General features: G+C 39.9%; 15 protein-coding genes. 9 read left to right on the top strand and 6 right to left on the bottom strand.

The window, feature by feature from the left end; genetic code table 11:
* Positions 1 to 238 precede the first annotated feature (238 nt).
* Positions 239 to 1,414, bottom strand: a complete 1,176-nt coding sequence (locus CDZ94_RS06990; protein ID WP_096435787.1) for a KamA family radical SAM protein — start codon at positions 1,412 to 1,414, stop codon at positions 239 to 241.
* A 169-nt stretch (positions 1,415 to 1,583) separates the two neighbouring features.
* On the opposite strand from CDZ94_RS06990, the gene CDZ94_RS06985 reads away from it, so the two are divergent.
* Both CDZ94_RS06985 and CDZ94_RS06980 read left to right on the top strand, forming a co-directional pair.
* Positions 1,584 to 3,026: an aspartate aminotransferase family protein gene (locus tag CDZ94_RS06985; protein WP_245415707.1), complete on the top strand. Its 1,443-nt coding sequence runs from the start codon at positions 1,584 to 1,586 to the stop codon at positions 3,024 to 3,026.
* An 18-nt stretch (positions 3,027 to 3,044) separates the two neighbouring features.
* Complete coding sequence (locus CDZ94_RS06980) at positions 3,045 to 3,899, top strand: MurR/RpiR family transcriptional regulator (protein ID WP_096435786.1); 855 nt, start codon at positions 3,045 to 3,047, stop codon at positions 3,897 to 3,899.
* Positions 3,900 to 4,077: 178 nt separating this feature from the next.
* Here the strand turns inward: CDZ94_RS06980 and CDZ94_RS06975 are convergent, their stop codons facing one another.
* From CDZ94_RS06975 to CDZ94_RS06965, 3 genes are all read right to left on the bottom strand, one after another.
* Positions 4,078 to 6,030 (bottom strand): TRAP transporter permease, encoded by a 1,953-nt coding sequence (locus CDZ94_RS06975; RefSeq protein ID WP_096435785.1) that lies wholly within the window; start codon positions 6,028 to 6,030, stop codon positions 4,078 to 4,080.
* Positions 6,031 to 6,524: 494 nt separating this feature from the next.
* Positions 6,525 to 7,565 (bottom strand): TAXI family TRAP transporter solute-binding subunit, encoded by a 1,041-nt coding sequence (locus CDZ94_RS06970; protein ID WP_096435784.1) that lies wholly within the window; start codon positions 7,563 to 7,565, stop codon positions 6,525 to 6,527.
* Positions 7,566 to 7,996: 431 nt separating this feature from the next.
* Positions 7,997 to 9,379, bottom strand: a complete 1,383-nt coding sequence (locus CDZ94_RS06965; RefSeq protein WP_096435783.1) for an MATE family efflux transporter — start codon at positions 9,377 to 9,379, stop codon at positions 7,997 to 7,999.
* A 258-nt stretch (positions 9,380 to 9,637) separates the two neighbouring features.
* On the opposite strand from CDZ94_RS06965, the gene CDZ94_RS06960 reads away from it, so the two are divergent.
* The 5 genes from CDZ94_RS06960 (at position 9,638) to CDZ94_RS06935 (ending at position 16,096) form a co-directional block, all read left to right on the top strand.
* Complete coding sequence (locus CDZ94_RS06960) at positions 9,638 to 10,327, top strand: helix-turn-helix transcriptional regulator (protein WP_096435782.1); 690 nt, start codon at positions 9,638 to 9,640, stop codon at positions 10,325 to 10,327.
* Positions 10,328 to 10,652: 325 nt separating this feature from the next.
* Positions 10,653 to 11,696 (top strand): LacI family DNA-binding transcriptional regulator, encoded by a 1,044-nt coding sequence (locus tag CDZ94_RS06955; protein WP_096440629.1) that lies wholly within the window; start codon positions 10,653 to 10,655, stop codon positions 11,694 to 11,696.
* Between the two features lie 584 nt (positions 11,697 to 12,280).
* Complete coding sequence (locus CDZ94_RS06945; protein ID WP_096434449.1) at positions 12,281 to 13,561, top strand: IS110 family RNA-guided transposase; 1,281 nt, start codon at positions 12,281 to 12,283, stop codon at positions 13,559 to 13,561.
* Positions 13,562 to 14,499: 938 nt separating this feature from the next.
* A complete protein-coding gene (locus CDZ94_RS06940; protein WP_425352525.1) occupies positions 14,500 to 15,630 on the top strand; it encodes an AI-2E family transporter in 1,131 nt (376 codons plus the stop codon).
* An 82-nt stretch (positions 15,631 to 15,712) separates the two neighbouring features.
* Positions 15,713 to 16,096 carry a rhodanese-like domain-containing protein gene (locus CDZ94_RS06935; protein ID WP_321196075.1) on the top strand — a complete coding sequence of 128 codons (384 nt, stop codon included), beginning with the start codon at positions 15,713 to 15,715 and terminating at the stop codon, positions 16,094 to 16,096.
* A gap of 312 nt (positions 16,097 to 16,408) precedes the next feature.
* Here the strand turns inward: CDZ94_RS06935 and CDZ94_RS06930 are convergent, their stop codons facing one another.
* Positions 16,409 to 17,218, bottom strand: coding sequence for a nucleotidyltransferase domain-containing protein (locus tag CDZ94_RS06930; protein WP_096435778.1), 810 nt, complete (start codon positions 17,216 to 17,218; stop codon positions 16,409 to 16,411).
* A 595-nt stretch (positions 17,219 to 17,813) separates the two neighbouring features.
* On the opposite strand from CDZ94_RS06930, the gene CDZ94_RS21060 reads away from it, so the two are divergent.
* On the top strand, positions 17,814 to 17,957 hold the full coding sequence (locus tag CDZ94_RS21060; RefSeq protein WP_106408549.1) for a lmo0937 family membrane protein: 144 nt from the start codon (positions 17,814 to 17,816) through the stop codon (positions 17,955 to 17,957).
* Between the two features lie 204 nt (positions 17,958 to 18,161).
* On the opposite strand, the gene CDZ94_RS06925 is transcribed toward CDZ94_RS21060, so the two are convergent.
* Positions 18,162 to 18,302 carry a DUF3941 domain-containing protein gene (locus CDZ94_RS06925; RefSeq protein WP_096435777.1) on the bottom strand — a complete coding sequence of 47 codons (141 nt, stop codon included), beginning with the start codon at positions 18,300 to 18,302 and terminating at the stop codon, positions 18,162 to 18,164.
* 180 nt (positions 18,303 to 18,482) lie between these two features.
* Here CDZ94_RS06925 and CDZ94_RS06920 point away from each other — a divergent pair, with 180 nt between their 5' ends.
* Positions 18,483 to 18,761, top strand: coding sequence for a hypothetical protein (locus tag CDZ94_RS06920; RefSeq protein ID WP_096435776.1), 279 nt, complete (start codon positions 18,483 to 18,485; stop codon positions 18,759 to 18,761).
* The last annotated feature ends 104 nt before the right edge of the window (positions 18,762 to 18,865 follow it).

Genomic DNA, 18,865 nt, shown 5'->3' with positions numbered 1-18,865 from the left:
AAGGTTTAGGGTGAACTTACGAGAAGGGACGATGAATAAAATCATCGTTTCTTTTTTTTTGAAAAAGAAAAAGTAAAAATACTATAAAACGGTTAGCTAGCCTCATGCCACACGTTTTTATGATTTATACAGATCAACTTTCAATGAATCTCAGCAAGTTTTGATGTGATTAATATCCAATTGTAATACTACAAAACACCCGCCCTAGAAAGAGCAGGTGCCGTGTTATATTTTAGCGTTAGTATTTAACAGACTGTTCTTCTTCTTTTAGACGGATCTTTTCATTGGCAGATTCAAATGTCTCGAGCTTTTTGGATGGTGGCTCCCAATATTGTTCGTTGCCTGGTAAGTCATCGAACCAGGAGGCATCCTCAGGGCAGTCGAGTACGACAAACTTCCCATAATCGCCATCACGTGATTGATGATATTTTAAATAGGCTTTTCCGTCTTCAATGGCAAGGATTTCGATCTTACCGGACGTGTGGCTCATGGATAGCCTTACTCGTTTTCCTAAGCCAGATGTAATCGCTTTCGCTTTTTCGACTGCCTGGTAGGCTTCTTTCAATGATAAAACGAAATCATTGTTTCCGGCTACCGGACGGTTGATAAAGAAATAGTAAGGGGTTACCCCAGCCCAAGATAATTTGTCTAAAAGCTCAGCAAGGACTTCAGGATCATGGTTGATCCCTTTTAGAACAGGGGTCTGGTTGACGACAATCGCGCCTGCATCATGAAGAGCTTCAAAGCCTCGTTTGGCTTCTTCGGTAATCTCTTTCGGATGATTAATGTGAGCCATAACGTAAATGCGTTTTTCCGCAGTGGAATATTCACGAATTAATTTTAAAAGCTCTTCGTCTTCGTAAATACGCATCGGATTAAAGACAGGCATTTTTGAGCCTAATCGAATGATTTTTACATGGTCAATTTCACGTAGTTGTTCGATAATTTTTCGCAGTTTTTTAGAAGCTAAAATTAACGAATCACCACCAGTTAATAAGACGTTATTAATCTCCGGATGATTTTTTATGTATTCGATTCCTGGTTGTACATCCGCCATTGCTTCTTTAATATCATTTCGGAATAAACGTTTACGGAAGCAGTAGCGACAATAGGCGCCGCAAACTTCAGAAACGATAAGTAATGCTGTTGTTGTGTACTTATGCTGACAGCCTGGGACAACGTAGTTCGTATCCTCATCAGAAGAGTCCCACCGTCCATATTCTTCTAATTCCCCTTCATTTGGTATCACGAGCTTGCGAATGGGATCGTTCGGGTCATTCCAGTCAATGAGGTTTAGGTAATAATCATTTACTCTGAATACAAATTTATCGGTAATTTGCTTCAGCTTCTCCTTTTCCTCTTCTGGAATCTGGTCAATTTTGTCGAGATTCATAATGTACTTTGGTTGAGCCATATACGATCACCCTCCTCTGAAGATTCTAGCAGTTAAGCTACTTGTTTATTATAACAAGACTAGTTTAGTATGGCTAATATTTCGAATAATTAGTAAATTTTGAAATGAATCTTTCATTTTGAAAAATAGGCGAAATTTTCTCTTCAAAAATGAGAAGAATGAGCATATAATGAAATATATACTTCATAAAAATGAAGGAATGAAAGGAGACGCTCATTTATTTATGGCTATTCACCATTTTTCTCATCCCTTGCCTCGATTTTTAAGTAAAACGAAAGAGTCGTACCGGCTTCAGAAAGAGAGTGAAAACATTCTGCCTGGAGGTGTTACGGCCAACATTAAGCATTTTACTCCTTATCCAATTGTTATGAAACATGGAATGGAAGCTAGGCTTACAGATGTGGATGGGAATGAATACGTTGACTATTTAATGGGCTATGGTGCCTTGGCGTTAGGGCATGGGCATCGTTCGATTAAAGAAGCAATTGACATGCAGTTAAAAAAAGATGGTACCTATTTGTTTGGCACACCACATAAAGTAGAAGGTGCTTTTGCTAAAAAAATTCAACAATACTTTCCTTCAATAGAGCAGCTGCGATACACGAATTCTGGTACTGAAGCTACGCTATTAGCGCTACGACTCGCGTTTGCCTTTACCGGGAAATCAAAGGTAGCCAAGTTCGAAGGTCATTATCATGGTGGATACAATGAAATGTTATATAGCATCAATCCCGACCCGTTAAAAGCAGGAGAAGCGGATGAACCCTTTCCAGTACCGGAATCTGCAGGGTTATTAAAGGATAATGATAAAAATACGATTATCCTGCCATTCAATAATGCGAAAGCTTGTGAACGGATTTTAAAGAAACATGCTGATGAATTAGCGGCAGTGATGATTGAACCTGTCCAAGGAGGCTTTATTCCAGCGGATGAAACGTTTCTGTTTCAATTAAGAAACATTACGAAGGAGCTAGGAATTGTCTTAATCTTTGACGAAGTAAAAACAGGGTTACGTTCTTCATTAGGTGGTGCTCAAAGTATCTATCAAATCACTCCGGATCTCACCACTCTTGGAAAGGTAATCGGAGGTGGTTTTCCTTTTGGTGTTGTTGGTGGAAAAAAACAGATTATGGCAGTTTCCAGTCCAAAGCAAGGCAGTGATGTTTTTGATACGTCGCAAAGTTCGGGCTCTTCCGCTAAGGATACATTATTTCATAGTGGTACGTACAATGGGCATCCGTTAATCTTAGCAGCAGGGCTGGCGACGATAAATGTTTTAGAGAATGAATACAGACAAACACTAGAATACACAAGAGGATTAAAAGGCGAGTTGGAGACGTTTTTTGATAAACAGGGGATTTCGATGCAAGCTCTTGGAATAGGAACGATTTTTAACATGGTTTTTACAAAGAACTCAGTGAAAAACTACCGTGATTTGCAGAAAGCCGATCTTACGTTTCGTAAAGAGCTAGATATGCATCTAATTAACGAGGGGATTTACACAAAACCTTTAAACCGTTATAGCATCTCCACAGCTCACAACGAAAAAGAACTGAGTAAAACGATGGACGCTTTACAAAAGGTCTTTAATCAAAGAATGACTGGAGCGTAATTCAAAAGGGGTGCTACTATGTTTGAAAGCGAAGTCTACGAACGAATCATTGAACAGCAGCAAACGATGAGTAAGTCACACAAAAAAATAGCCAACTACTTAATTGAAAATCGTGAAACGGCCCCCTTTTTAACGGCTTCAAAATTAGCAAAGTATGTAGAAGTAGGGGAGGCAACGGTCATCCGCTTCGCTTTTTTTTTGAATTATAAAGGCTACCCTGACCTCCAACGTCATTTGCAAGAAGCGTTGCAGAGGAAGATGACGTCTGCTGAAGTGTTAGCAAAGACAACAGAAGAGGATGGGGCTACAGAAGATGTCATTACAGAAATTCTAGGTGATGATATTCAAAATTTAAAAACAACCTTAAACCAACTTAATACTAGACATTTTGAGCAGGCAGTCAATGAAATTATTCAAGCGGATCGGGTTTACATCGTCGCTTACCGGAGCGCGACCAGTATTGGGAGTTTTTTAGAGTTTTATTTAGATATGGTGTTGCAAAATACAGAAATGATTCGCCAGGCTGATGGCGTTTCAGAACACCTTCTCGATATTAAAGAAAACGACCTAGTGATCGGGTTTGGCTTTTCAAGATACACAAAGCGAACGGTGGAAGTATTAAAGTATGCAAAGCAAAGGGGAGCAAAAACTCTCATCATTACCGATCACTTAATGAGCCCGCTTGTCCCGTTAGGAGATCTGAAATTAATTGCCGCTACAGAAATCAACTCGTTTATCGATTCGTTCTCAGCACCCTTAAGCATCGTAAACGCACTGATCACTGCAGTTACCAGATCGGAACATAAAAAAGTAGAAAAACGCTTAAACGAACTAGAAGGCCTGTGGGATAACTTCGACGTCTTTGAAGAATAAAAAGGGTTACTCAAAAGGTTGGTTTTTACCTTTTGAGTAACCCTGAAGCAATGAGCGAAGCCGATGCATGTTTAAAGCCAGCTATGAGCGTTTTTCTCATAGCTGGCAAGCATCGAGCAAAGCCATTGCAATCAAATCAGAGGTTTTTACCTTTTGAGTAACCCTGATTATTATTTTTTTAAGCAGAAGTCGCCTTTTCAGATGATTCTTTAAGAAATTTTTGAAACAAACCAATTCCTATTAATAGAACTAAACCTGAACCTGAAAGGATCAAATTATCCGGGTAAATTAACATCACACCTGCGCCGAGTAATAGGGCTCGTTCTAGCCAGTTCGGCTTTCTAACGAAGTAGCCCATCATCGCGGCACTAATGGCAGCCATTCCAATTAAAGCTGTAATAAGAACCGGTGCTAGATTCATAAATGTTGCATCTTCTAGCAGTAAAACTGGATTGTATACAAAAACATATGGAATGATAAACGCAGCAATCGCAAGCTTTAAGGCATTTCCACCAGCTTTCATCGGATTTGCCCTTGCAATTCCGGCTCCGGCGTATGCGGCTAAACATACTGGAGGCGTAATATCTGCTACAATTCCAAAGTAAAAAACAAAGAAGTGAGCAGCAATCGGTGGGATCCCGAACTCGATTAATGCTGGAGCCGCCATCGTTGCGGTTACAACGTAGTTAGCTGTAGTCGGTAAGCCCATACCAAGTAATATACAAGCAATCATCGTAAAGAATAGGAGCAGGAACAAACTGTCACCAGCAAGCCCTAAAAGGCCACCAGCAATTTTGCTTCCTAATCCAGTAAATACAACGACACCTACAATGATCCCTGCGGTAGCACAGGCAGCGATAACTGGGAGGGCAATGCGTGCACCTTGCTCAAAGGCATCAAGGAGATCTCGCCAACCTAATCGCGTTTCTTTTTGTACAAAGCTTACTAAGAAGGCTGCGCCGATACCATATAAGGCAGCGGTGGTAGGAGTAAATCCGTTCACCAGCATCGTAATAATTGTAACAAGCGGTAAGAGAAGATAAATCTTTTTTAAAATCCCTTTAAGCGCTGGAAGCTGATCTTTTGGTAAACCATGGATACCATAGCGCTTAGCTTCATAGTGGGTTCCCATGAACACACCTGTGAAATATAAAATTGCTGGAATTATCCCGATAATAATAATATCACTATATGAAACGCCGCTTACATATTCGGCCATGATAAAAGCAGCAGCACCCATAATAGGTGGCATAATCTGTCCACCAGTAGAAGCCGAGGCTTCCGCTGCAGCCGCGAACTGAGGTCTAAAGCCTGCCCGTTTCATCATCGGAATTGTAAAGGAACCAGATCCTACCGTGTTGGCAACAGAACTTCCTGTTACTGTTCCTTGCATGGCTGAAGCAACAACAGCCGCTTTTGCGGTACCACCAGTATAACGACCGGTCAAACCGAAAGCTAAATCATTAAAGTATTGTCCTACACCTGTTTTGATGAGCATAACCCCGAAAAATAAAAACAGGTAAATATACGTTGCTGATATTTGGATTGGAGTACCAAATATTGCGTCTGATGAATAAAATAATCTTCTTGATAATCCGGACCAATCAAAGCCACCGTGTCCAAAGTAAGGAATGTTCGTTCCAAATAGACCATAAAGAATCGCTAAACTTGCGATAACTACGATCGGAATACCAACCGCACGTCTAGATGCCTCTAATAATAGGATAATACCAATTGAAGCGACAATGATGTCGAGAGTAGAGAAACCTAGGATTCTTGCTCCTCCGGTTAACCAATCATATCGAAAAAGGATATAATAGGAGCTTCCCATTGCTAAAAAGGCTAAGATCACATCGTAAAAAGGTATTCCTTTTCGTTTAATCCCTTTTTTAGTAGCAGGGTATAAAAGGAATATCAGCCCCATTGCGGTACCGAGGTGAACTGCTCCTTGCATTAAAAAGACCAAGGGACCATTAGCGGGATAAGCTCTATACAGGTGAAAAATCGTTAATGAGATTGCCATAAATGCAATGATCCAATACCATTTCCCTGTATCTTGACGGTAAGCGGATTCTTTATCGTATTTTGAAATTAATTCTTGTTGTTTTTGCTGATCTGTTTTTTCTGCCATACAATCACCACCCTCAAATTTTAACGTTTTCAAAAAGAAGGAATAAGTTGGCTGAGATGGCGGTAAAATCTATGAATCTCTAACAGAAGCTAACCCTATCTTTTTGAACGAGCACTTTAATTAAAAACCGACGAAAAAGTAGGCGTGATGAGCTAAGTCCTGCTTTTTCGTCGGCACTCCGCTAGGGAACTCTTAGCGGAATAAAAAAATACAGCAATAGTACCTTTTTACCACAGTTTTAAAATGAAAACAATGGATACAACTGGTTATAAAAACTTTCATGAACGAATGCGCTTTCAACATGAGTAAAAAAATTCCGAAGTGTCTTGTCAATAAAGGGAGATGATATGACTAAAGGAGCTCTTTCATTTTCACGTTGTACTCGAAATTCTATTCCAGAGGAAAAGGGACTTGACAGTAATCTCTTCAAGCGAGTTTTGAAAACCTCTTTAAAAAAGGCCGGACAATTTTGTAGTCCGGCCTTCAGTCTGTCATTAATCTAACAAGCCTTCTTCTTCAAAGTAACGCTCTGCACCAGGGTGCATTGGCAGACCATCAGATCCGTTCATGGCGTTCTCTTTGGTTAAGTGTTGTCCTTGGTCGTGTGTAATGCTTTCACTGTTTTCGAATAACGCTTTCGTAATCTCATAGCCAAGGTCTTCATCAATAGTGTCCGTGGATCCTACTAAAATTGCATAAGCAGTGATCGCGTTGACAGGACCATCTAATTCAACTTGGTCGTATGAATCTGCAGGGATATCAAATTGAGCATAGCCACTGTTTTCAAGGATATAATCCATCGCATCGTCTTCAATGGAAAGCAGAACAATGTCAGTGTTAACAGATAGCTCATCAAGGCTACCAGCAGGTAATCCTAAAAGACCAAATGATGCATCTAAACTACCATCTTGGATACGACCCGCAGCATCACCGAAACCTTCTTCAAGGGCAGTGTAATCCCCCTCTTCAAGGCCGTGAGCTTCTAAGATCAACGTAGCTGCTGCTTGAGTACCACTTCCTGGTGGTCCAATCGCAACAGATTTACCTTCCAAGTCAGAGATTGTTTCAATACCAGCATCTGCAGGAGCTGCAATTTGCATAACCTCAGGGTAGATATGGCCCATGAAACCGAAGTTATCAACTTCAACACCTTCGAAGTCACCAGCACCAGTTAATGAATCTACTGCAGGCAAGTGAACCGTCATTCCTAGATCCATTTCACCTTGGAAAATCTGAGATAAGTTATCAACAGATGCACCACTGGAAACCGCACTTATATCAAAGTCTTCGTAGTCTTCGATATTGTCATTAATGACGTTGGCCATTTCTCCACCTAGTGGATAATATGTACCACCTGTGCTTCCAGTACCCATTTGCAAGCGTACCTCATCATCAGTAGCTACTTCCTCACCAGTATCTTCACCCTCGTCAGCAGTGCCACCGTTTTCTTCAGCATCATCAGCTTCGCCACATGCAGAAAGCAGCATGCCAAACGTCATAACAGAAGCAAACATTGTGTAAAACTTTTTCTTCAAAGTAATTTCCCCCTTTTTGAAGTATTATTAGTTATTTCATACCAACAACCGTATAAAAATTGTTGATATTACTTTTTAATTTAATCAGATATTAGCGATGTTGTCAAAACTTTCATACTTGCATAAGAGAAGCTATCCTCTCCATGCCGCGCCACAACATGAAACCTGCGAAGGTTGTCGATTTTTGAAAGCCCTTGCAATTCAAAAGAGTCAGTAGTTCGGTTTACTTATGAACACGGTAAAATAGGAGGCATCGTTGCATAAAAATGTAATGAATTGAATGGTGGTGCACTCGTAAACAGGTAAACTTTTTATTATAGTTTATGTTTCAAAACTAGTAAAAGACTAATTGAAAAATATTGAATATGAAAAGGGCGCTCAAAAGGTAAGTTTTGACCTTTTGTGACGCCCTCGAATAAAAAGAGTTTTTACTAAGCATTCGCTGTTTCCTTCGAATCTTCTTCCTTTTGATGAACAAATGACATCCTTTGCCACTGCTTTCCTTTCCATCTTCTCAACATAAGCAAGCCTCGCAGCCATTCATCTGCAATAAATGAGAGCCAAACGCCGATAAGCCCTAGGCCGACAATGATCCCTGCACCATATGAAATGGTGACCGAGACTCCCCACATAGACAAGATTCCGATATAAACAGGAAATTTAACATCACCGGCAGCTCTAAGACAATTAATTACAATAAGGTTGAAGGCTCTGCCCGGTTCTAAAATAACAGTAAGCAAGAGTAAAATACCGCCCAATTCAATGATTTCCGGATTGTCAGTAAAAATAGAGAGCAGAGGCTTACGGAAAATTGCAAAAAGAGCTGCTGCCGTAGTAGATACGGTAAAGCCGATCCATAAGCTTCGTAAACAACGTGCGTAAGCTTCTTGATATTTTCCTTCTCCTATTAAATGACCAACAAGAATCTGGGTACCTTGACCAATGGCAATTGCGAACAAAAAGGAAAACATCATAATATTCGTGGCATAAACTCTGGTCGTTAATTCAATCGTTCCCATCGAAGCAATGAAAAAGGTGATCACCATTTGTGAAGCGTTATAAGAAAGATGTTCACCTGCCGAAGGGATACCAATCTTCATTAACTGTTGGAGCTCCACCTTTGGAAATGTACGGAAAAGATAAGAAAAAGGCAGTTCTCCGTTGACTCGTTTATACAATAAGAGCATTAACACGACCAGTCCTAGAGTTCGGCTCGTTGCTGTACTTATGGCTACCCCTGTAGCTCCCAATGATGGAAAGCCCATAGGACCAAAGATAAAAAGGTAGTTTCCGATAACATTTAAAAGGTTCATACCTAACGTGACCCACATGGCATCGCGGGTAAACCCGTGACTTTTTATAACAGCGCCTGCAGTCATAATTAACGCTTGAACGAAAGCAAAGCCACCAACAATACGTAAATAAAGGAGAGCTGTTTCCATAAGCTCTGGAGGTAGATTCATTGCTCCTAACAGTTGTGGGCCGAAAAGGAAGAGGACAGCACTTAATAGTAATCCAAAAAGTAAATTAGCTGCTAAGGAAACGACAGCAATTTGACTCGCTTGTTGATTTTTCTTAGCGCCTAAATATTGGGCAATTAGTATCGTTGTTCCCGTTGCTACAAATCCGAACATGACGATTATGACACTCATCAGTTGATTCGAGACACCCACAGCCGCAACGGCGTTATCATCATATTGACTAAGCATGAGAGTGTCTGCATTCCCCATTAACATATGAAGGAAAATCTCAATAAAGATCGGCCACGTTAATGCGTACAGCGTTAGTTTTTTCTTAGCTTGCTGTTTTGGCATAAGAGGTGCCTCCTGAAGTATAATGAAACAATATGGACAAAAGCGAAATTTACTCCCTTTAGTTTATAGCGATTTTTTAATTATTAAAAGAATACAAAACCGATTAGATTAGGATATTTCCGATATGGAGAGTGAAAGGAATGAAGCTAATTAAGACTGTGGTGCCGCCATTGCCGATCTTCATTAAATCGGGAAAAGGGGACGCTTTATATAGAGGAAGGAGGGACTGTATATTCAATCCGATCCGGCGAGTATTTAATGATGGTTCCAGAAATTTACCATTGTGGTGTTAAGGGGTGTTTGGAAGAGACGACATTTTATTGGGTTCACTTTAGCTTTCCGAGGTCCTACTCGTTAGTAGATGAAACTGAGGTAGATTGGTCTCATATTATGAAACAAGAAAGTACATATATAGACCCTGCACAGTTTCAGCTTCATCTACCCAGGTATGGAAAAATAACAAATGAAGAACGCTTATATCATCATCTTTCACTATTAAATAGGTTAAATCCATCCCAGTCACCATTGGACAAACTTAAACAACAGTCGATCTTTTATGAATGTATGATCATTATTCAACAAGAAGCTGTACAGATACCCACAAGTGCGGAAACGGTATCAAGTGAAGCGGTCTCCTACATTAAAGAGCATTTCAATGATCCATCTCTAACACTAACCGGTATATCTAGTGAGCTCCTATATCATCCCGATTATGTAACAAGATGTATGAGGCGAACAACCGGTCTAACACCAAATCAGTATTTGACCCGATATCGCCTTGAAATTGCCAAAGAACTTATAATAAAAACGAATCAAGACTTAGGTGCTGTATCAAAGGAAGTTGGCATAACAGACCGGAGCTATTTTTCGAGGGTTTTTAAAAAAATTGAAGGAATTACGCCTAATGAATTCCGAAGAATGCGTGCGAATGAATCAGCTCGTTTGTAAATGTGAAAGCCGGGAATGTTTCGTACCATCTATGAAGATAATGGAGAAACGTTCGCTAGCAAGAGCAGGAAACGTTTGAAAAGTCTATAAAACTGGACTATGATAAAGAGGTGTTAACGGTTACAACAGAAGGTTGTTAGCATGGTATTTACTCTTGTCTGGACATCTTGTCCTTTTTATTGTTCATGATGCCTTCAATACAAATAGACGTAACAGTTTACGAAGAGGTGTACCCCTGTAGAAGGACTGGAGAATGGCAAAGTATAACCATCCTCTTTCGAAAACAAATACCTTTAAACTACGTATAGAAAGGGATGTTAAGCCCATGGCTATCACAATAAAAGACGTTGCAAAACGAGCAAATGTGGCTCCTTCTACCGTTTCCAGAGTGATCGCAAACAGCTCTAGAATCAGTCAAAGGACAAAAGAAAAAGTCAGGGAGGCGATGGAGGAGTTAGGGTATCATCCTAATTTTAATGCCCGTAGCTTGGCGAACAAAACGACGAAAACGATTGGTTTGGTCATGCCTAATTCAGCGAATAAAACATTCCAAAACCCCTTTTTCCCAGAAGTTATCAGAGGAATAAGTACTAAAGCTCATCAATTGGATTATGGATTATACCTATCAACTGGTCAAACGGAAGAAGAAATTTATGAAGAAGTACAAGATATGGTTCAAGGGCACAGAGTTGATGGGATCATCCTTTTATACTCTCGTGTAAATGATAAAGTGATTTCGTATTTATACGAGCAAAACTTTCCGTTTACAATCATTGGTCGGCCCTATGATGAACGAATGACAAATATTACTTATGTAAACAATGACAACTTTAAAGCTGCGAAAACAGTGACAGAGTATTTATTACTGTTAGGTCATGAGAGAGTTGCTTTTATCGGAGGTAACTTCGACTTTGTTGTCACAGTTGACCATATGGAAGGGTATGAACGTGCGCTTAATAATGCAGGGGTTGATTTGCAGGATGAATATATTGTCTTCCGTGAAGAGTTGCAAGAGGGAGGGCAAGAAGCGGTTATAGATTTAATGAGCTTAAAAGAACCACCTACAGCGTTACTCGTAGCAGATGATATTATGACCTTTGGGGTTCTGCGCATGCTTGGTGAAATGGATATTATTGTTCCTGACGATGTTTCCATTGTGAGCTTTAACAATGTTTTAATCTCAGAGTTATCAGCACCTCCGATGACAACTGTAGATATTAATATTTACGGGCTAGGCTATGAGGCAGCAGCATGTTTAATCGAAAAAATCGATCAACCTAATTCAGCTGCAAAAAAAGTCATTATTCCTCACAAGCTCATTAAAAGACAATCTTGCCAAAAGAACGTAAAAAAAATAATTACCCAGTAATAGAGAATCTTGGATATAAGGTTCTCTTTTTGTTAGGTTGTTTTCAAAAGCTCAAGAAAAAAGTTGAAGATCTTTTTTATTAAGAGACCTTTTAAACACAATTCAGCTTGGCTACGGTCTCTAACTTGCTTGGTGTTAAAATAAGAGTAGCTTTATGTAGCTCCGTAGGCCTGCATCTGCTCGCTTTCCGCGGACGAACCGCCAAGCCTCCTCGGGAAAAGCGCCCTGCGGGGTCTCGGCTGGTCCGTTTTTCCGCAGGAGTCTCGCAGATTCCGGTCAACTACGCAGAAGATCTTTTTTATTAAGAGACCTTTTAAACACAATTCAGCTTGGCTACGTTCTCCAACTTGCTTGGTGTTAATTACGAGTAGCTTTATGTAGCTCCGTAGGCCTGCACCTGCTCGCTTTCCGCGGACGAACCGCCAAGCCTCCTCGGGAAAAGCGCCCTGCGGGGTCTCGACTGGTCCGTTTTTCCGCAGGAGCATTCCTGTCGGATAGGTTTTACCCCTATTGATAAAAAAAGGATCCTCCGATATGATGCAAGGTGCAAAAACAAACCAGCAATCACAAAGGAGGAACCCTTCATGAATCGTAGTAGAAATGAACGAATTAATCAAGTCAACGAAAACACTCTAGTTATTGGAATCGATATTGCAAAAAAGAATCACTATGCCTGTGCCGTCGATTTGCGCGGACGCGAATTAACGAAAGTATGGCGCATCCACCAGTCAAAAGATGGTTTCATCCATTTTGAGCAGGCTGTTAGACAACTGATGGAGACACACAACAAATCAAATGTGCTCATCGGTTTTGAAGCAACCGGCCACTACTGGATGAACCTTGCGGCTATGCTGGAGGCTTTCGAATTCCCTTTTGTCATCGTCAATCCAATGCATGTAAAACAATCCAAGGAAATGGACGATAATTCTCAAACGAAGAACGACGCTAAAGATGCACGCGTTATAGCGAAACTTCTTCCTAACGGCTATTTTAGTATACCGCGGAAGATGACAACCGCTGAACATCACATGAGGCATGGATCCGCAATCCGGGAACGATTACGAAAAGATATCTCTTCCGTAAAAAACAGGATACAGCGATGGAAGGATCTTTACTTTCCGGAATTCAATCAAGTCTTCAGTGAATTGGGCCAACAAGCTCTTGCCGTTTTAAAGCTGACACCTCTTCCCCAGGATGTTCCACATTTGTCTGTCGAAGAGATGGTCAGGCAACAGAAGAAAGCTGGCGCCAAGTATGCTGGGAAACCCAAAATGGTGACCCTGATTGAAGTGGCTCGTCACTCTATTGGCGTAACACGCAGTCAGGAAATGTCACGGCTGGAGATTCGCAGCCTTGTTCAACAGCTGGAACTATTGGAATCACAACTTGAAGAGGTGACTTCCCAGATGGTTGAGCAGGCCCAGTCATTAGAAGAGTTTCAGTACCTCGTCTCCATTCCGGGAATCAGCGAGAACACTGTAAGCGAGTTATTGGCTGAAACAGGCTCTATGCGCAATTACAGGCATCCACGCCAACTCATTAAGCTAGCGGGACTTACGTTGCGTGAGAACAGTTCAGGTCAGCATAAAGGCACAAAGAAGATCTCTAAACGCGGAAGAAAACGACTACGAGCCTTACTTTATAAAGCGATCCTTCCGCTCATTCAGAACAATGCAAGCTTTCGTCAACTGTACATGCATTATCACTCACGGGAACAAAATCCACTGACCAAGAAAGAAGCAATGGTTGTGCTATGCAGAAAGCTGCTTCAGGTGTTCCATGGACTTAGCAAGAAACAGGCAATGTTTGACCCTGAGAGAATGTTGATAGACTCTTCCAACTATCCTCAGAACAAGGCAGCGTAAGGCTTCACAGTGCTTTAATGTACCTTTGACAACACAGGCACAGAGATTCGGCAAGACGGAGACTTTAGACGCCCAGTAAAGGGCAGTCCATGCAGGAGTAAGAGTCCGAGATCTGCGTCAGGCAAGACCCAACGAAGGAATGTAGGCACTTGATGCCAGGAGACATGGGAGGGTAAGTCACCTGATTGTAGCAGAGTTTTTCTCGTGTGAATTACACCTATATATGGAAATGTACCCCACATTCCCAACGCAACGCGTAATCTCTAAATACAGTAAATGTATTTACAAGAATTATGTGGACCTTGGCAGTCGGAGGCGAGTACAAAAAAATTTTTTAGGGCCTCAAAATCCGGGCGGACCCCCGCCATATCAACTTTTCCTGAGGGAGTCTCGCAGATTCCGGCCAACTACGCAGAAGATCATTTTTATTAAGAGACCTTTTAAACACAATTCAGCTTGGCTACGGTCTCTAACTTGCTTGGTGTTAAATTCAGAGTAGCTTTATGTAGCTCCGTAGGCCGCTTGATTGCTTCATCATTTGAATTGAATAAAGCTACGCACGACTGAAAGGGCAGAGTTTTTCATTGAGCCTCTACTTTGAACAACCTCATAAAGAGGACGTTCAAAAAGTCGGGGAAAATAGCTGTCGGGAAATAGGGTCTCTTGCTAAATACCGCCACGCCCTGTGACAACACAGGAATCACCCCATCCTGGGGAAGTTCGTTATTGCTTCTGCGCAACTCACGTATTAATACCACGCTCCGTTACTTGGGGAAAAAATCCACTTCTCTGGCGTGTAAGGTATGGCTGACGAAGCGACCAGCTTTATGCTCTAAGCTGCGCTGCCTCGATCTTCTCGGCTCATTTTGTTCTCCTTTTTGAACACGCACATAAAGGTAAAATATGTTATAATAAAGTTGCGAATTGTAGGAAGGTTGGTGGATCGGTTGCCGCATTCAAAGTTTTTTCGATTTTTATATGCAGCTAGTTTTATTCTTCTAATTATCTATTTATCTACAAAAGTTACGTTTATCTTTACACCTATTCAAGTAATGGTGCAAACACTTTTTATCCCATTTCTGATTGCAGGTGTTTTATTTTATCTCCTTCGGCCAATTATGGGGTTATTACATAAACAAAATGTACCTAAGACGTTATCAATTCTCATTATATATTTAGCGGTAATTGGTGTCATAACCGGTTTAGTTTTTTTGATCGGTCCTACACTTCAACAACAAGTCAGCAACTTAGTTGACAATGCTCCAGCTCTCTTTAACGAGTTCCGTAATATGTTGATTGAACTACAAAATAACGAATGGGTTAATCGTTTTCAGGAAACTGAGAACTTCTCTATTGAAGAAATTACCGACAACTTTACACAATATTTATCGGAAGCATTTGATATTATTACGCGTAACATCGCAAGCTTTATCGGTGTCATAACGAATGTCGTTATTTTACTTATCATCATTCCATTTATTTTGTTTTATATGCTTAAAGATGGAGGGAAACTACCAGGACAAGTATTGCGTTTTCTGCCAAAAAAGCAACGCGGTGAAGGACAGCGCATATTAAAGGATATGGATATAGCACTAAGCTCCTACATTCAAGGGCAAATCATTGTAAGTTTTTGTGTCGGGGTGTTAATGTATATTGCGTTTCGTATTATCGGGATCGATTACTCACTTATTTTGGCTTTGGTTGCGATGGTTACAAACATCATTCCCTTTGTTGGACCTTGGATTGGGACGATTCCGGCCGTCATTGTCGCGATTATTGACTCTCCGTTTATGGTACTTAAAGTTGTCATTGCAATTGTTGTCATCCAGCAAATCGAAAGTAATCTCATTTCTCCACAAGTGATGGGGAAAAAACTAGCAGTACACCCATTAACGATTATTTTGCTATTACTCGTTGCAGGGCGTTTTGCCGGGTTGATTGGCTTACTGTTAGCTGTCCCATTTTATGCTGTATCAAAAGTTATTGCCTCGCACACATACAGGCTGTATATGCTAAAGCGGAAACAAGACCATGATAAAAGAGAAGAAAGTGCAGAAGGTGGCAGGTAAAATAAATCGCGTTTTTTGAATGGAGCGGCAGTTTTTATTATACTCTCTATATTGAATAAGTTTTTAAGAATTTTAGATAGAGGTGATTGATTTGGCTCATGAAACAGATGGAATAAAACAAGTCGATGTAAATGAATTGAAAGAATTGTTAAAAAGTAACCCCGAGGATACGATTGTCATTGATGTAAGAGAGCCTGAAGAGTATGAAGCAGGTCATATTCCAGGTGTTCCGTTGTTACCGATGCATTCCATCCCTCCATTACTAGAAGGGTTTGAAAAGGATAAGGAGTACGTGTTTATCTGTCGAAGCGGGAACCGCTCACAAAATGTCGCCCTCTTTATGAAAGACAATGGCTATGATCGCGTCACAAATTACGACGGAGGCATGCTTAAATGGGATGACGATATGAACGTTGGAATTGAACAGCAAATAAAGACGATTGAAGAATTGAAAAAGCTTAAGTAATTAACAGCTCCTTGTTTCATTGACAACGGGTTCACTTGTGAGATGCAAAACGAAAAAACACAGATAAAATCACACAACTTTCACAAACCAAATCACAATAGAAATCGCATTGAAAAAGGGACGAAGAGCTGTTCTTCGTCCCTTTAATTATAATATTCGCTAGTTAAACTAACGCACGCGTTACTTTAAGTACACTTAATCACAATGTTTTATATAAAAATAAAAAGTGGGTATCGAAATTATATTTTGAATGCCCACTATCTCTCCTTTTGCTATCTACTTTACAAGGGAAATCTGAGTCAAAAAATGAGTTTAAGACCGATTAGTTAAATAAGAATGTAATTTTTTTAAAAATATTAAATTAATGTCAAATCGGTAATAATCAGCAAGTACAAGAACTAACCCTTCAACTACATCCAGTGTATTAGAATAGGCACGATATAATTCTTCTTTATCTAACTTTGACGTAATTGATGCATACTCACCATACGCCTTTTCTGAAAGGTCAAATTCTAAGTTTTTTGTAGCGTTTAGCCAACGTTCTACGTTTTTTTCACGAATCCTAATCAATTGTAAAACGTATTTTTGAACATATGTTAGACATTCCAATGAACGTGCAATTTCCCCTCTTTTTAAAACGTTTATACCCATAAGCCATGCATTAACAAGGTTATTAAAAGCAAAATTGACATTATCATTTGTCATTCTTTCTGGCCCTTTACCATTTAGATAATCTAAACATGGTTTTAATTTACCTGTAATATCATAAATGAACATGGATTCTGTGTCAGGGAAGACACCTGTGTCTTTAAATGTCTTAATAACTTCAATCTCAGATTCAGCCTGAAAATGAAACTCCCCTCTAATTAAATTGGAAAACACGACAACTTCAGATCCAAATTCGTTATAAAAAAGTAAACCATATGGGGCAATATCTCTAATCCAGTCGGAAGATTCAAATTGTCCAATTTCCGTATTCTTTAAAAAGATATAAAACTCAACATCTGAGTATTGGTCTCCTTCACCTTTTGTAAACGATCCATACATCATACATGCAGAAATACGAGGATCATTCTCACACTTCTCTTTAATTACATTAATTAATTTTTCCTGTAATAACATCTGCAAAATAACCTCCTAAGTTTTTTAAATTAGAGAGACTTTTGCATATCTACGACTGGACAACATGAGCAACACATATCTAATGCTCCTTTCATTTACATCCAATTAATCATATCAATTTTATTAACATGAAACAATTATACTTTTCTTCGACTACTCTTTTTGCATAAAGAGATAGAAAGACATTTACTTATTGAAGTAAACCAAATAGTTTTTAGTACACTTACTCACAAATACCTTACATTCCTTTATTATATTTTAACATAAGTATCCAAATACTTCTCTTTCACATAGGAATTCGCACGCTAAATCACACGGTGGAATTAAATATTTCAACCTATGTGAATAGGGGTGTGAATTGTTATGCGATTTTGCTTGCGAATAGCTTGTTTGCACCTCTGAAGTGACCCAATAGTATCAATGGCAAGGGGCTTTTCTTTTGGAATAGGTGCGGGAAAGTCAGAAGGAAGTGCGAGTAAATGTTTAGACCATTATTGTCCAGGGTACCTTATCAACAAGATATAATGTCAGATCAAGTGTTTTATGTAGTGAATACAGGTACTGCTCAATTACAAAAAAATGAGGAGGCACACCAATGCTTTGGACAATTATTGGGATTATCATATTAATGTGGTTGTTAGGGTTTAGCTTTGAAATTGGCGGTGGACTCATTCACTTGCTGTTGGTCGTAGCCCTGATCGTTGCGGTCATCAACCTTATTACCGGAAGAAGAGCGTAGGATTTTGTACGCCCTTAAGATACGTGATTACGAGAACGTGATGGAAATCAAAAGTAGGGGAGGCCTGTCAAAGAGCAGGGCCTCCTATTTTTGCGAGGTAAGAAAGTTTAGAGCGACAGCTACCTTCACGCCGCTACTCTCAAGTGGGAAACATCCTTGAGAATTTAAAACATGCGCGGAAGCTAGCGCAGTTTTTAATAAAAATTATAGATGATCTGTCTTCTTGGAATAGCTATGTTTGTTGGTGGTTTGTCTATTTTCTTTTTCCTGAAGATTCTTATGCTCGATTTTTGCGTTGTTATCAACAGGCTTTTTATTGTTGTCTTTTGTAGGCTGATGGGTCATTGATATCCCTCCCTTCACCTTACTAATATGGAGCGATTCTTTAAAAGTTATGTGAAGTTTATCTTTAGATCTAGCTGGGTAAAGTATCTTATAATACATTAAGAGGCACTATTAACAAATACGTATCAAGCGTCAAGCATTTTTTCATGATTAAATATTATAAATAAGGGGTGGGGAAAATTGGTATCAAATAAGCTGATCACGTCAACACTGGTGGCAACGGCGGTAGCTGCCGGATCGTATTATCTAGGGAAAGAGGAGAATAGAGAAAAGGTTTATCACTCTATTAAGCGAGTAAAAGCGAGGTTCAAAAACGAAACGAAAGAAGATCATGAACCGTATTTAAGAGAAAAGGTAGGTCACTCTGATCCACATGATTTTGGTGATCATTCGATGGTAGGCGAAGGGGCAGTATACTCCGTCAACTACTACAATAAAAACGAAAGTAATGATAATTGAATCATTGGTTGTTGCAAAACCATCATGGATCCATGGTGGTTTTTCTTTACGAGATAAGAAAGTTTAGGACGACAGCTACCTGTTTCCCGAGGAGGCTGAAGCGT

It is taken from the genome of Alteribacter populi (genome assembly GCF_002352765.1).
Classification (GTDB): domain Bacteria; phylum Bacillota; class Bacilli; order Bacillales; family Salisediminibacteriaceae; genus Alteribacter; species Alteribacter populi.
Note: the sequence above shows the minus strand (reverse complement) of the source record. Positions and strands in the feature narration are given on the sequence as shown.

Excerpts from the sequence above, each read along its gene's own strand:
- CDZ94_RS06965 (WP_096435783.1), bottom strand. The coding sequence starts at position 9,379 with ATGCCAAAACAGCAAGCTAAGAAAAAACTAACGCTGTACGCATTAACG.
- CDZ94_RS06980 (WP_096435786.1), top strand. The coding sequence starts at position 3,045 with ATGTTTGAAAGCGAAGTCTACGAACGAATCATTGAACAGCAGCAAACG.
- CDZ94_RS06975 (WP_096435785.1), bottom strand. The coding sequence starts at position 6,030 with ATGGCAGAAAAAACAGATCAGCAAAAACAACAAGAATTAATTTCAAAA.
- CDZ94_RS06955 (WP_096440629.1), top strand. The coding sequence starts at position 10,653 with ATGGCTATCACAATAAAAGACGTTGCAAAACGAGCAAATGTGGCTCCT.
- CDZ94_RS06930 (WP_096435778.1), bottom strand. The coding sequence starts at position 17,218 with ATGTTATTACAGGAAAAATTAATTAATGTAATTAAAGAGAAGTGTGAG.
- CDZ94_RS06985 (WP_245415707.1), top strand. The coding sequence starts at position 1,584 with ATGAAATATATACTTCATAAAAATGAAGGAATGAAAGGAGACGCTCAT.
- CDZ94_RS06990 (WP_096435787.1), bottom strand. The coding sequence starts at position 1,414 with ATGGCTCAACCAAAGTACATTATGAATCTCGACAAAATTGACCAGATT.
- CDZ94_RS06960 (WP_096435782.1), top strand. The coding sequence starts at position 9,638 with ATGATGGTTCCAGAAATTTACCATTGTGGTGTTAAGGGGTGTTTGGAA.
- CDZ94_RS06925 (WP_096435777.1), bottom strand. The coding sequence starts at position 18,302 with ATGACCCATCAGCCTACAAAAGACAACAATAAAAAGCCTGTTGATAAC.
- CDZ94_RS06945 (WP_096434449.1), top strand. The coding sequence starts at position 12,281 with ATGAATCGTAGTAGAAATGAACGAATTAATCAAGTCAACGAAAACACT.
- CDZ94_RS21060 (WP_106408549.1), top strand. The coding sequence starts at position 17,814 with ATGCTTTGGACAATTATTGGGATTATCATATTAATGTGGTTGTTAGGG.